11 protein-coding genes are annotated in these 13,911 nt (G+C 72.9%); 5 read left to right on the top strand and 6 right to left on the bottom strand.

Going from position 1 to position 13,911, the window contains the following annotated elements:
• Nucleotides 1-3 precede the first annotated feature (3 nt).
• Genes ABEA46_RS09985 through ABEA46_RS09960 form a run of 6 tightly spaced genes read right to left on the bottom strand, consistent with a single transcriptional unit; the run spans nt 4 to nt 7,716 of the window.
• Nucleotides 4-1,662, bottom strand: a complete 1,659-nt coding sequence (locus tag ABEA46_RS09985) for a S8 family serine peptidase (protein WP_345544353.1) — start codon at nt 1,660-1,662, stop codon at nt 4-6.
• On the bottom strand, nt 1,659-3,716 hold the full coding sequence (locus tag ABEA46_RS09980; RefSeq protein ID WP_345544351.1) for a glycosyltransferase: 2,058 nt from the start codon (nt 3,714-3,716) through the stop codon (nt 1,659-1,661). The genes ABEA46_RS09985 and ABEA46_RS09980 overlap by 4 nt, the downstream gene beginning before the upstream one ends.
• Entirely contained in the window at nt 3,713-4,303 is a 591-nt protein-coding gene (locus tag ABEA46_RS09975; protein ID WP_345544349.1) for an acyltransferase, read from the bottom strand. The genes ABEA46_RS09980 and ABEA46_RS09975 overlap by 4 nt, the downstream gene beginning before the upstream one ends.
• The gene (locus tag ABEA46_RS09970; RefSeq protein ID WP_345544347.1) at nt 4,300-5,643 is read right to left on the bottom strand and encodes a wax ester/triacylglycerol synthase domain-containing protein; all 1,344 of its coding nucleotides are present in this window, start codon (nt 5,641-5,643) and stop codon (nt 4,300-4,302) included. Before ABEA46_RS09970 ends, ABEA46_RS09975 begins: the two co-directional genes overlap by 4 nt.
• On the bottom strand, nt 5,640-6,560 hold the full coding sequence (locus ABEA46_RS09965) for a glycosyltransferase family 2 protein (protein WP_345544345.1): 921 nt from the start codon (nt 6,558-6,560) through the stop codon (nt 5,640-5,642). Before ABEA46_RS09965 ends, ABEA46_RS09970 begins: the two co-directional genes overlap by 4 nt.
• Entirely contained in the window at nt 6,544-7,716 is a 1,173-nt protein-coding gene (locus tag ABEA46_RS09960; protein ID WP_345544343.1) for a glycosyltransferase family 4 protein, read from the bottom strand. Before ABEA46_RS09960 ends, ABEA46_RS09965 begins: the two co-directional genes overlap by 17 nt.
• 291 nt (nt 7,717-8,007) lie before the next feature.
• Between ABEA46_RS09960 and ABEA46_RS09955 the strand changes: the two genes are divergently transcribed.
• From ABEA46_RS09955 to ABEA46_RS09935, 5 genes are read left to right on the top strand one after another with little or no spacing between them, the layout of a single operon-like run.
• Nucleotides 8,008-8,901, top strand: a complete 894-nt coding sequence (locus ABEA46_RS09955; RefSeq protein ID WP_345544341.1) for a hypothetical protein — start codon at nt 8,008-8,010, stop codon at nt 8,899-8,901.
• Nucleotides 8,902-8,913: 12 nt separating this feature from the next.
• Nucleotides 8,914-10,491 (top strand): O-antigen ligase family protein, encoded by a 1,578-nt coding sequence (locus ABEA46_RS09950; protein WP_345544339.1) that lies wholly within the window; start codon nt 8,914-8,916, stop codon nt 10,489-10,491.
• Nucleotides 10,488-11,336 (top strand): glycosyltransferase family 2 protein, encoded by an 849-nt coding sequence (locus tag ABEA46_RS09945; protein WP_345544337.1) that lies wholly within the window; start codon nt 10,488-10,490, stop codon nt 11,334-11,336. The genes ABEA46_RS09950 and ABEA46_RS09945 overlap by 4 nt, the downstream gene beginning before the upstream one ends.
• Complete coding sequence (locus ABEA46_RS09940) at nt 11,333-13,030, top strand: lipopolysaccharide biosynthesis protein (protein WP_345544335.1); 1,698 nt, start codon at nt 11,333-11,335, stop codon at nt 13,028-13,030. The genes ABEA46_RS09945 and ABEA46_RS09940 overlap by 4 nt, the downstream gene beginning before the upstream one ends.
• Nucleotides 13,027-13,911 carry an SGNH/GDSL hydrolase family protein gene (locus ABEA46_RS09935; protein WP_345544333.1) on the top strand — a complete coding sequence of 295 codons (885 nt, stop codon included), beginning with the start codon at nt 13,027-13,029 and terminating at the stop codon, nt 13,909-13,911. Before ABEA46_RS09940 ends, ABEA46_RS09935 begins: the two co-directional genes overlap by 4 nt.

Below are 13,911 nucleotides of genomic sequence, written 5' to 3'. Positions count from 1 at the left end.
ACGTCAGTTGCGGATCGTGAACCTCGCGGCGGCGCTCGTGCCGACGTTGCCGGCGGCATCGGTCGCCTTCGCGACCACGGAGTAGCCGCCGTTCGGATACGACGTGGAGTTCACCGTGGCACGCCAGGTGCCGTCCGGTTGCCGGGTGGCCACCGCGAGTCGCGTGGTGCCCGACCAGTAGGCGACCGACGACACCCCGACGTCGTCCGAGGCGGTGGAGACGACCACGACCGCTCCCGACACCGTGCTGCCCGACACCGGTGAGGTGATGGCCACGGTGGGCGCCGTCCGGTCCGGAGTCGGCGACGGAGTGGGGGTCGGGGTGGGGGTCGGAGTGGGGGTCGGGGTGGGGGTCGGTGTCGGCGTCGGGCCGCCCGAGGTGGGCACCGTCGAGGCGAGGTAGCCGTAGTACTTGCCCGCGATCGGCGACAGCGGGTCGCCCGTGAAGCGGTGGCCTCGGGCCGCCGCGGCGGACGCCTGGCCCATGATGATCGACCTCACCTCTGCCGGCGTGCGACCGGCGCACGCCCCGCCTGCGAAGCAGTCCAGCACCACGCCGCTCAGGGCGGCCGCCGACATGCTGGTCCCGGACTGGATGACGCCGTACCGGTTGCCCTTGAGCGTCGTGTACGGACACACCCCCGGCGAGGCGACGGTGTGGGCCTGATCGGCCGCCGACACCGCGAAGTTCGAACTCGGCGCGGGCGAGTCGTCAGGCGGTGTCACGGCGCACGGCGGCGAGCCCTTGCCGCCGGGCGCGCCGTCGTAGTCCGCGACGTTGGTCGCCGTGAGCACCTCGTCGTACGACGCGGGGACGAAGCCCGCCAGGTCCTTCGAGGAGTTCGCCGCCGACGTGACCACGACCAGCCCCTGCGCCACCAGGCGGCACACGGCCTGATGGAGGACGTCGCCGTTCGTGTACCCGCAGTTCTGATCGTCCGAGCCGGTGGTGGCGAGACTGAGGTTGACGACCTTGATCCCGTAGGTCGCCGCGTTGTCGGCCACCCAGTCCAGTCCGCACACGATGGTCGACAGCGTTCCGCGGTTGTCGGCGTCCAGCACCCGCACCGAGTAGATCGGGGCGCCGGGGGCGACGCCGACCGTGCCGAAGTCGTTGTCGTAGGCGGCGATGTACCCCGAGACGCCTGTCCCGTGACCGTTGCCGTCGCGCTCGTCTCCGGTGCCGAGGCAGTTGACGGCGCGCTGGAGGTTGAAGTCGGAGTGGGCGTTGACGCCGGAGTCCACGACGGCCACGGCCGGTCCGGTCCACGACGTCGTGCCGTCGCCCGCGCGCACCGGAGGCTCATCGGCCTCGACGGTGCGCACCGATGCCGGCACCGTCTGCGCCTGCCCCTCGACGGGCGCGTCCGCGGTGATGCCGGCGATGCGCCGATCACGTGCGAGGGCTGTCGCCTCGGCCGCGGTCAGCTCCACGGCGAACCCCTGGATCGCGGCCGAGAACCGTCGGTCCACGTCGAGGCCGGCCGCGCGGGCGAGCGCATCCGCATCGAAGCCGTCGGCGACCGCGACGACGTAGCGGCCGGCCGGCAGCGGCGCGGCCACGGCGGACTGCGGGGCGATGAGCAGCGAGACGACGAACGCCGCCGCTGCGGCGGCCGAGAGCCGCGGCCGTGCGGCCCAGCGCCGTCGGGTGCGGTTCATGTGCGGTCTCCTTCGCTCGTCGCGGGGGTCTGAGAGGTGCTGCGTCGTCGCGGCCGGCCCTGGAACCGCCGGTAGGCGTCCATCGTCTGGGCGGCGATGGCGTCCCAGTCCAGGGCCGAGAGGTCGGCGCGCTGCGGGCGTCCCCCGGCGGTCGCCCACGCGAGCGCCTCGGCGAGCTGCGCGGTGTCGAGGTCGCCACGATAGGTGCGGACCCAGTCCGCGCCCAGCTGCTCGCGCAGCTCGCCCATCGCCCCCCGCTCGGGCACGAGGACGGGTCGGTCGGCCGACGAGGCGAGGATCGCGGACCCCGAGTTCTGGATGTCGGTGTACGGCAGGGCGACCAGATCCGCCGCCCCCAGCACGACCGGGATCTCGTCGTCGGGCACGAACCTCAGGTCGAGCACGATGCGCGGATCGCCGGCGGCGGCGCGGCGGATCTCGTCGGCGAGCTCGGGCGGCGACGGCTTGCCCGCCACGAGCAGCGTCGCCTCGACCTCCAGCGCGCGGAACACGCGGATGAGGTGCGGGATGTTCTTGTAGGGACGCAGCTGCCCCACCGTCGCGATGACCGGATCGTGCGGCGGCAGATCCAGCGCCGCGCGGGCCACGTCGCGGGGCACGCCGAACTCGTAGTCGTCGCGGTAGTGCCCGTGCGGCGTGACGGCGGCAGGGACCTCCCGCAGCCGCGGATAGGCGTCGCGTGCGGCATCCACTCCCTGCTGGGTCAGCCCGATGATGCCGTCGACGTTGCGCAGCAGCAGCCTCTCGGCGGCTCGCCGCACCCGCGGGGTCGAACGGGTCTCGTGGGACGACACGTTGTGCACGGTCCAGACGAGCACCGTGCCGCGGCGGCGCACCGCGCGCAGTGCGCCGTAGAAGATCGCCAGACGGGCGACGTGGATGCTGCGCCGCGAGCCCGAGAGGAATGAGAGGTCGGGCCAGTGCAGGTGCACGACGTCGGTCGGCTGTGCGACGAGCCGCCAGTAGCTGAGATCGCTGACGCGGGCGCCGCGGCTCTGCAGCGCGCGGTAGAGCCGCCCGGTGTAGGGGTTGGCGTGCTCGGTGCGGAAGGCGGGCTCCGCCTGCACCACGAGGCCGGGCGCCGGCCGCGGCGCGCGTCCGAAGAGCGTGCGCTCAGCCGCAGGATACCCCCCACGCCACGACCGGCGGTGCGCCCATACGTCCCGCCAGGTGCGACGCGAGGCACGCGTGAGGGTCTCGAGCACCGCCCGCACGCCCGCCCCGGCCTGCAGCAGCAGCACCCCCGCGAGCGCGAGCACGGGCGCCCACACCGTCCACAGATAGGTCACTTTGCCGGCCATGACCATCGCCATCTTGCGGCCGCTCGAGGCGGTGGACCCGCCGACGTCGTGGCGGATGACGGCGTCGGGCACGACCACGGGACGCAGCCCCAGCGACCGTGCCCGATGCGAGAACTCGGCGTCCTCGCCGTACAGGAAGAACCGCTCGTCCATGCCGCCGATCCGTTCCCAGTCCGACCGCCGCGCGAGCAGCAGGCAGCCGGTGATGACCGGCACCTCCCGCACCGTGTCGCGCGCCCATCCGCCGAGCGACTCCGGGTCGAACACGCGCGATCCGCGCAGCAGCGTCGACAGGCCGGTCGCGAAGCACAGCAGCGACCACAGTGACGGTGCGCCCCAGCACGACGACGGGTCCAGCGTGCCGTCGGCGCGCACCGTGCGCCCGCCGTACACCCCGTGCTCGGGATGCCGCCGCGCGAAGTCCAGCAGCGCCTCGATCGAGCCGGGGAACACCGTGGCGTCGGGGTTCAGCAGCAGCACGACATCGCCGTCGGATGCGGCCACCCCCCGGTTGACGCCGCGCGCGAAGCCGAGGTTCTCGCCGGCGTCCACGACCGTCGCCTGCGGGAACGCCTCGCGGATCGCCGGCACGCTGCCGTCGGTCGAGCCGTTGTCGACGAGGACGGCCCGCACGCCGGGGATCGCCTGCGCGTACAGCGACTCCAGGCACTCGAGGGTGCGTTCGCGGGTGTTGAAGTTGACGATGACGACATCGACGGTGGGCGTGCTCATACGACCTCCCGGGCTGCGGCCGATGGGGCAGACGGTGCGGTCGAGGCTGATGCGCCGGCCGGGACCGTCTCGGGACGCCACCCGATCACCTTCGCCGGCACTCCGCCCACGATCGCGTCGGGCGGGACGTCCTTGGTCACGACGGCGCCGGCCGCCACGATCGCGCCGTCGCCGATCGTCACGCCTGCCAGCACCACGACCCCGGCGCCGAGCCACGTGCCCGAGCCGATCACGATGTCCTGCTCGATCTTGGGCTGATCCATCGGCGGGATCCCTCGCACCATGCCGTAGTCCGACGCGGTGACGGTGACGCGGGGCGCCAGCAGCGCCTTCTCGCCGAGCGTGATGCGCCCGGTGCTGTTGCCCGCCCAGATGGTCGAGTACTCGCCGATGTGACTTCCGGCGCCGATCGTGATCCGCTCCGCGTTGCGGAACGACACGTTGGGCGCGAACGAGACCTGCGGGCCACGGGTGAGCCGACGCACCTGCGTGACGTGCGCGTACCCGTAGAAATGCGCGACCCGCAGCAGGTGGACGTAGACCCGAGGGTCCAGCACCGAGGCCAGGGCTCTCAGCGTCCGGTTCATGCCGCCTCCTGAGGGTCTGCGTCGTGCCGCCCGGGCGCTCGGGCGGAGTCGGCCACGGCGGCGGTCTCGAGGTCGTGGCGCATGCTGTCGGCCATGCGGGCGACGTCGAGCTCGAGGCGCGAGACGAGGGCGACCGACAGCATCCCGTCGTAGACGACACCGAACGCCGAGAGCTCGCTGCGGGGGTCGCCGACCGGGAAGACGATGACCCGGTTCACCTTCGCCTCGCCGAACCACAGCGGCTCATCCGAGAGCGACATGATCGTGGCGTAGCCGAGCATGCGCCCGTGCGGGGTGTCGGCCCGTTCGCCGCGTACCTCGTCGCGCACGGTGCCCCGCACCTGCGCCACCCGCTCCGGCAGCGCCGTGCCCGGCCCGACGTGCACGCGCGCCATCGAGATGTGGTTGCGCACGCCCTCCCCGCTGCCCCGGCGCCGGCGCGAGACCGGCACGAGCATGTCCAGGCCCCGGTCGTCGTCGTCGACAGCGCCGAGCGCGGATGCCACGAGCAGATCGTTGAGGGTCCCCCGCAGCCGCGCGGCACGGCGCGCGGCCGGCGATGCGGCGACGTCGAACGCGGCCGCATGGGTGGGCGGCAGCATCCTGTCGCGCAATCCGGTGCGCGTGATCCACCACTCGCGCAGCGACGCCGTGTCGCGCGAGGCGACGCGCTTGACGCGCTTGACGAACGGCTTGCGCCAGTAGTCGTGCCAGCCGCCGCGGAGCGAGGTCTGTCGGGCGAGGAATGCCCGCAGCGCGTACGGCGGGATCGCCCACGCGGTCCGCGGCGCCCGCACATCGGACGTCCACCCGACCGCCGCCCGCGCGAGGACGGGCTCGGGCTGCGGCGCGGTGAGCCGGCGGATGACGCTGAAGCCCCACTCGCCGTCGCCGACGACGTGATGCATGCGGGCGCCGACCGCGACCTCTCCGGTGTCGAGCACCGCGATGCGCAGGTCCCACAGCGGCCGCTCGCGCGGGAGCCCGGGTCCGCCGGCGCCGGTGAGGCGCCGCGCCGTATCGGCCGTCAGTGCGACCGGCTCGTCCTCGAAGGCGACGTGGTCGCGCGGCTCGAAATGCTCGTCGGGCACCCAGGCCGGGGTCGTGACCCCGAGCGGCGAAGCCATCAGCCGCAGGCACCACTCCGGCACGCGCTCGAGGCACCGTCGCATGTGGGCGTGGACGAGCTCGCGGTCGATGCGGCCGTCGTCGTCGAGGAACGGCGCGCCGTCGATCACGAGCACCGCTCCGGCATGCATCGCCTCGTAGGCGATGCTCGTGCTGATCTTCTGCTCGTCGAGGGTGCGCACCATGTCGATCGAGACGGGTCGTGGGGTCATGTCGGGACTCCTTCCGCACGCAGCACCGGCAGCTCGTCGTCCGTCCACGGCGGCACGAACCTCTCTCCGACCAGGCGCAATCCGCGCACCTCCCACACGCCGGCGAGCATCCCGGCCAGCAGCGCCCGGTCGGGGGCGGTCGGAGCGCCGCGGCGCGCGGCCCGGAGGATCCGTGCGACAGCGCGGCCGGCCAGCCGCCACCCCAGCCGCAGACCGAACACCGGGTCAAGTCGCAGCCATTTGCCCGTCAGCGCTCCGAGCCCGAGTCCGTACCCGCGGTGCAGCTGGACGTAGGCCTCGCCCTCGCGGGTGTTCGCGTGCAGCACGACGCATCGTGCATCGTGCACGACGTCGCTGCCCGCGCGCAGGATGCGGACGAAGATGTCGAGGTCCTCGGCGCCGGCGAGCCGCTGCCCGGCTCCCATGACGTCGTCGAATCCACCCAGGCGCAGCAGCAGCTCGCGGCGGAAGGCCATGACGGCGCCGTGGCCGGCGTCGATGCCCGAGATCGGGGTGCGATAGCGCTCAGCACGCGAATACGGGGCGTCGGCAGCCTCGGTGTGGTCGAGCATCCGGCCGGTCGCCGCACCGACCTCGTCGTCGTCGAAGCACACGAGCAGCCGCTCGATCCACCCTTCGGTCGGACGGCAGTCGTCGTCGGTGAAGACCACGATCGGACGTCTGGATGCCGTGATGCCCGCGTTGCGCGCGACACTCAGACCGCGTGCGGACCGCACGCAGGCCACACCCGCAGCCTCGGCCGCCGTGCGTGTGTCGGGCCCGTCGCTGGCGCTGTCGACCACGAGCACCTCCGCAGCCTCGGGCGACGCGGCGAGGATCGCGGCGAGCGCTCCGCGCAGCATCGCGGGACGGTTGCGCGAGCAGACGATGACGGTGATGTCAGACGGCGTCGGCATGCGTGCTCCTGGCCAGATCGATCGCCGCCTCGTAGGCGCGCGCGAGGTGCTCGCCCGCACGATCCCACGACAGCTCGTCGGCGTGGGCGAGCGCCGCGGAGCTCAGCTCCGCGAGCTCGGAACGGTCAGCGGCCAGCCGGTCGAACTGCTGCGTGAGTGCCGCGACGTCGCCCGGGCGGTGGAGCAGCCCGTGCACGCCGTCGTCGATCACGGCCCCCGCGGCAGTGGACACGAGCGGCACGCACCCCATCCCCTGCGCCTCGTATGTCACCAGGGCGCTGCCCTCCTCCAGCGTCGGCAGCACCAGCACGTCGGCCGCGGCCAGTGCCGCATCGACGTCGTCGGCGAAGCCCGCGACCCTCACGCTCGGGTGCGCCAGCTGCGACTGCAGCATCTGCGCGTAGGCCGGCAGCAGCCTTCCGACGATCGTGAAGGTGCCCTCGTCGGCCGCCCGCGAATCGAGCCAGGCCCGCAGCCCGTGGTGCAGCCCCTTGCGCGGTTCGCCGAGCCCCACGTACACCGCGCGCAGCGGACGCGCGGCGGCGGCGCGAGCGACCGCCCGGCGCGGCGAGGGACGGCGTCCGTAGCGGTGGCGCAGCACGCGGTGCGGTTCGAATCCGGCGTCGACGAACGAGTCCGCAACGGCGTCCGACGGAGCCAGGACTCCGGTGACGGCGGCCCACTCGGCCTCTTCCATCGCGAGGTGCTCGGCGTCGTGGGTGTGGGCGGTGCGTTCGGCGGGGTAGCCGAGCGCGTCGATCTCGGCGGCCACGACGCGCCACGCGTGGCGGGTGTGGGTGTTGGGCGCCTCCCTGACCGCTGCGATCCCGGCCTCCCGCGCGGCCTGGGCGGTCAGGCCGGGGGCAAGCGGCCACAGATGGACGACGTCGACCGGCGTGCGCGCGAGCACGCTTCGGGCGACGGTGTCGTGCCAGCGGAAGGCGCGGTCGCGTCCGACGGCCTTGTGGGGCACGCGCAGCCCCTTGGCCGACAGCGATGTCGTGACCGACGCCGCACCGGCCAGCGGGCGCGCCACGCTCGCGGCCACGACGTGCACCTCGTGGCCGGCCGCGGACAGCGAGTCCGCCTGGTGCCAGGCGGTCGTGCCGATCCCGGGCGCGCCCAGCGCGTGCGGAAACGAGAGAAGCACCTGCATGCAGACCCCCCGGTCTCGCAGGGCGGAAGGGGCGGCCCCCCGCCCCATCGCACGACGCTGACGTCCAGCGTCTGCGACCAGAGTGGGGTGGTGCGCGCCGGCGGTGCAAGGTCCACGGGGTCACTCGCACCGAATTGTCCCAAGCCCTTAACACTCCGGCAACACACGAGCCGCCTGCCGCGCGCACGATGAGTGTGGGGCCGCTTCGCGAGCGGACGGCAACCACTCCTCATCGCCACGGCGGCGCGCATCCGACGAGTCGTCCCTGGGGGGCGAGCAAGGAGCGAGATCATGGTCGTACCCGGCTACCTGAAGGTCCTCTGGAACAGCAAGTGGCTGCTGGCCGTCGGCGTCGTCGTAGCCGCCGTCGCGGCGTTCTTCGCCGGCTACACGATCGTCGACGGGCGCGTGCAGTCCCGTGCGATCGAGCAGTACACGGCCGAGACCACGCTCCTCGTGTCGAGTCCGGCCAGCGACATGTACCAGGCCGTGATCCCCGGTCAGCAGCTCGTCGAGGGACAGACGCAGCCCGAAGAGGCCGATCTCACCTCCAAGACGATCCTGTACGCGTACATCATCAGCGGCACCGACATGCGCCACGACGTGGAGCAGTCCGTCGGCGACTTCGCCGACACCGATGCGCTCACCGCCCTGCGGCGCACCACCCAGCCCGGCGGCGACGAGGCGTTCCCCGGGCGCTACTCACTGCCGATCCTCGCGGTGATGGGCGCATCGCTGGACCCCCAGCGCGCGGAGCAGATCTCTCAGACGGCGGCCGACCTGTTCGTCGCGAACATGCAGGACGAGCAGGAGACGGCGAAGCTCCCCGACTCGGAGCGCGTCGAGGTCACGGTGCTCGATTCGCCGTCCGCCACCGAGGTCGAAGGCTCGAACCCGGCCATCCCGATCGTGCTGACCTTCCTGGGTGTCTTCCTGCTCTTCGTCGTCGCGGCGTTCGTCGTGGCGGGGGTGCGCGGCGGCCGCCGGCGCCGGGCGGCCGAGCAGCCCGCGGAGGCGCCCGAAGGGCCCGACGACGGCTCGTTCGCTCCTCGTTCCGCGCGGGCCGGGGCCCGTCGTGACCGGCACGAGGCCTCGGCGGCGGATGCCGGCACCGACCTCGACGGGTCGAGCGCGCCCGAAGGCGATCCTCGGATCGATGAGCCCGAACCGGCGCACACGGCCTGAACCGGGGATCGCATGTCGACCATCCAGGCTCCCCGCGGTCCGACGACGACGCCGCCCACCGGCCCGGCGCCCACAGCTCCGCGCCACCGCGCGCCCCGGCCACGCATCGCACGGCAGACGGTGGCGGGCGCGATCGTCGCCGTCGTCGCCGTCGCCGTCGTGCTGCTGCTCCCGCCGCTGACCGCGGGCGCGACGCTGCTGACCGTCGCCCTGCTCTTCCTCGCGCGCCGACTGGTGTTCTCGTGGGTGGGCGGGCTCGCCGTCCTCGTCGCGGTGATCATGTTCGTGCCGGTGCGCCGATACGCCTTGCCGATCCCGCTGCCCTTCGCCCTGGAGCCCTACCGGGTGGTGCTCATCGTGCTGCTCGTGGCGCTCGTCGCGGCACTGGCGCTCGACCGCACCCGCACGTGGCGCCCGGTCGCCTTCGGCTGGCCGATCGGCATCTTCGTGGCGACGCTCCTTCTGTCGATCATCGCCAACGGTCCCGGACTGGTGGCCGCCGGGCTCGCATCGACGGCCGCCGGCGCCCTGCTGAACTTCCTGATCCTGTTGTCGACGTTCTACATCGCCCGTCAGCTGCTGACCACCGAGAGGCTCGTGCTCGGCCTGGTCACCGCGCTCGTGTGGTGCGGCACGATCGTCGCCGTCCTGGCGATCTTCGAGCGCATCACGCGCATCAACGTCTTCTGGCGACTGGCGACGGTGCTGCCGCTGAAGCTGCTCGCCGACGACAGCGAGACGTTCCGCGCCGGCGGGTTCCGCTCCTACGGCTCGGCGCAGCATCCGATCGCACTGTCGGTCATGCTCGCCATGCTGATCCCGCTCGCGATCTACCTCGCCCAGTACGCGCGCCGGCCGCACAACGACCTCAGCCGCCGGCTGCTCTACGGCGGCGCCGTAGCCGTGCTGCTGGTCGGCGTCCTCACCGCCGTGTCGCGCACGGCCGTCGTCGTGCTCGGGGTGATGCTGCTGCTCGCCCTGCTGCTGCGACCGTGGCTCGGGGTCACCCTGATCGCGCTGTCGCTGCCCGCGTTCGTGCTCGGGTTCCTCCTCGTGCCGAAGATGTTCGACACGCTGTTCGCCTCGTTCCTCGACATCGACTCGCTCATCGCCTCACAGGAGACATCACCGGGCATGACGGGCGCCGGTCGCCTGGCCGACCTCGGGCCGGCGATGCAGCAGGTCGTCGCCAGTCCGTTCTTCGGGACCGGGATGGGCAGCCGGATCGTCGTCGGCGACGAGGCGAACGCGTTCATCCTCGACAACCAGGTGCTCGGCACGCTGATGGAGTCCGGAGCGGTGGGAGTCGCCGGGCTGGCGGTGTTCCTGCTGACGCCCGTGGTCATGCTCGTGCGCTGGGCGTTCATCACGGCCCGCGACGAGCCCCGCTACGCGCTGCTGGCCTTCGCCGTCACCGCGGCGATCGTCGGCTACACCGCAGCGCTGTTCTTCTACGACGCGTTCGGCTTCTATCAGACCTTCTTCGTGCTGTGCCTGCTGCTCGCCGTAGGCGCCTGGCTGCTGACCGAGAGCCCGCCGGCCGTCGCCGCACGGGCGGCACGCGCCGCACCCGCGGAGGTGGCCCGATGACCCGCATGAGCATCGTGATCCCCGCTCACGACGAGGGCCCGCTCGTGCGGATCGGCCTGGAGCGCATGCTGGCCGACGCCGATCCCGGCGAGTTCGAGGTCGTGGTCGTGGCCAACGGCTGCACCGACGACACCGCGGATCAGGCGCGTCGCGTCGACGGGGTCACTGTCGTCGAGATCGGCCGCGCCTCGAAGATCCTCGCGCTGAACGCGGGGGATGCCGCCGCCCGAGCCTTTCCGCGCGCCTACATCGACGGCGACGTGTCGATCTCGACCGCGACGCTGCGCGCCCTCGCGACGGCGCTGGACGAGACGACCGCGCCCCGCGCCGCTGCTCCCCGGCTCCGCGTCGACACGGCGCGGGCCAGCCGGCCGGTGCGCGCGTACTACCGCGTGTGGGCGGTGTCCGACTACCGCAGCGACGGGCATGTCGGCTCGGGCGTGTACGCGGTCAACGCGGCGGGCCGCGCGCGGTGGGATGCCTTTCCCGACGTCATCGCCGACGACCGGTTCGTGCAGCAGCGGTTCGAGCCCGCCGAGCGTCGATCGCTCGACGGTGAGGAGTTCGTCGTCGCCGCCTCGAAAGACATGCGCACCCACATCCGCCGCGGCGTCCGCATCGAACGGGGCAATCGCGAGCTCCCGTCCGCCGCCCAGCTCGCCGCGCACGAGCCGGCACGACGGCGGTATGCGCGACTGCTGGGCAGGGTGGCGGTGCGCCCCGCGCTGTGGCTGTGCCTGCCGTTCTACATCTACGGGTTCGCGGCCGCGAAGATCGGCGCCCGCGGCGGCAGCGCCGTGACGTGGTCGAGGGACGATTCGCTGCGCGAGACGGTCCGCGCGTGAACCGGCCCGCGTCCGACCTCAGCAGCCGCGCATCGCGGGGCGCCGCGCAGACTGCGGGCGGGCTGTGGCTGAAGACGCTCATCCAGCTCGCGTCGACGATGGTGCTCGCGCGCCTGCTCGACCAGTCCGACTTCGGCCTGGTCGCGATGATCATGGCCATCGTCGGCGTCGCCGATCTCGTGCGCGACTTCGGGCTGACCGGCGCCATCCTCCAGTCGCGCGACCTGACCAGCCGGCAGTGGTCGGGACTGCTGTGGTTCTCGACGCTGCTCGGAACCGTCCTGATGATCGGCGTGGCGGCCGCCGCACCCCTCATCGCCGCGCTGTACGGCGAGGAGCGCCTCGTCGTGCTGACGATCGCCATCGCCCCGACGCTGCTGGTCAACGGGCTCGCGATGCCTATGCAGGCCGCCGTCCAGCGCCGGCTGCAGTTCGGGACGCTGGCGATGATCGACGTCGTCTCGATGGCCGTCGGCGTCAGCCTGTCGATCGTCGCCGCGCTGCTCGGGTGGGGCGTGTGGTCGCTGGTCGTCCTCGCCGGCGCGGGCCAGGTGTACCGCCTCGTCGCGCTGTGGATCGCCGCCCGGCCGCACTTCGGGCGGCCCCGCATCGGACGCGACATCCGGCCGTTCGTCAGCACGGGCGGCAGCATCTTCGGTGTGCAGCTGCTCAACTACGCCGCGCGCAACCTCGACAACGTGATCATCGGCCAGCAGCTGGGACCGGCCGCCCTCGGTCAGTACTCGCGCGCCTACGCGCTGTTCCTGCTCCCCCAGCAGCAGCTGACGGCGCCGCTCGGGCGCGTGGCCCTGCCCGTCCTGTCACGGCTCCAGGACGACGGCGAGCGCTACCGCCGCTACGTGCGCAGCGCCCTCGCCGTGATCGGCTATCTCGCGCTGCCGGCCTACGCGATCGCGGCCGCCGTCGCGCACCCGCTCATGCTCGTGCTGCTGGGACCGGGATGGGATGCCGCAGCCGACGCGTTCGCCCTGCTCTCGATCGCCGGGGTCGCACAGGCCGTGGGCAACGTGCAGGGATGGATGTTCATCAGCCTCGGCCGCGCGCACCGGCAGCTGGTGTACTACCTGGTGACCCGGCCGCTCGTGATCGCCGCGTTCTTCGTGGGGATCTGGTGGGCCGGGATGAACGGCCTCGCCCTGCTGTACGGCATCTCCACCGCCATCCTGCTCGTCCCCGGGTTCGCGGTCGCGATCCGGGGCACGTTCGTGCGGGGCTGGACCGACGTCGCTGCTCCGCTGGTGCGCCCGGCGATCGTGGCCCTCGCCGTCTTCGCCGCCGCATGGACCGCCGCGACGCTCGTCGGTTCCTGGCCGGCGCTGCTGCAGGTCGTCACCGGTGCCGCCGCCGGGGCGGTCGTCCTCGCCGCCGCCGCCCTGATCCCCGCGTACCGGCGCGACTACGCCATGATGGTCGACTTCGTGCGGAGGGCGCGCAAGCCCGCCGGCGGGGCGGCGGATGCGGCATCCGATTCGCCCGTCGACGGGCCCGCGACGATGCTCGGCGCCGACGAAGTCTCGGCCGGCGAGCTGCAGGCCATCCGCCGCGCCGAGTCGGGCGTGCCGGCGCCTGAGGCATCGATGCCGGGCGAGTCGCTTCCGGGCCACGACGACGACCAGGCAGCGATCACCGCCCCCGAGGCGATGGACCGGCCGCGCGACGGGGAGTCGCGATGACCGCCTGGCGCCGGTGCGTCGGCACGGCGGTCCTCACGACCGTCCTCGTCGCGGTGACCTCCGCCTGCTCGCCCGCCGTCACGCGCACCGGCCCGACGCCGTCGTCCTCCGCGTCGGCGCAGCCGCAGGTCGGATCGATCGCCGTGATCGGCGACTCCATCTCGCTGGGGGTCGCCGCGTGCGGCGCGGCGGAGGCCTGCACCGCGGCGTCGTGGGCGATCGGCACCGATCCCGCCGTGGACTCGATCGCGTCGCGCGTCGCCGAGCAGACCGGGAGCGCTCCGCGCACCGAGGCCCTCGCCCGGCCCGGGGTGCGGATCGCCGATGCTGAATCCGCCCTGTCATCGCTCGCCCACAGCGATGCCGACCTCGTGCTCGTGCTCGTCGGCGCGAACGATGCGTGCACGGCGTCCGTCGACACCGTGACCCCGGTCGCGGACTTCGCCGACTCGTATGCGGCGCTGCTGACGGGCGTGAGCACCGCACTGCCCGAGGCGCGCATCGTCGCCCTCTCGCTCCCCGACCTGCTGCAGCTGTGGCAACTGGGCCGCACCGACCCCGCGACGGTCGAGGCGTGGGACCGCAGCCCCTCATGCCGGTCGCTGCTGCAGAGCGCGGCATCCGACGAGAGCGACGACGTGGAGCGGAGGGCGGCGATCGCGGATCTCGTGACGGCCTACGACGACGCGATCGCGGGCGCCTGCGCCGCGACGCCGACGTGCACGTACGATCAGGGCGCCGTCCATGCCGCGCGCTTCGACAGCGCCGACGTGTCGTCCGTCGATCGATTCCATCCGTCGGTGCAGGGCCAGTCGAAGCTCGCCGCCGCCGCCTGGCCCACTGTCGCTGCGGCGATCGATCCGGCCGCACCCGCGGACTGA

This window comes from Microbacterium jejuense (assembly GCF_039544225.1).
Lineage (GTDB): Bacteria > Actinomycetota > Actinomycetes > Actinomycetales > Microbacteriaceae > Microbacterium > Microbacterium jejuense.
The sequence above is the reverse complement of the archived record's forward strand: the minus strand, read 5'-3'. Positions and strand labels throughout refer to the sequence as shown.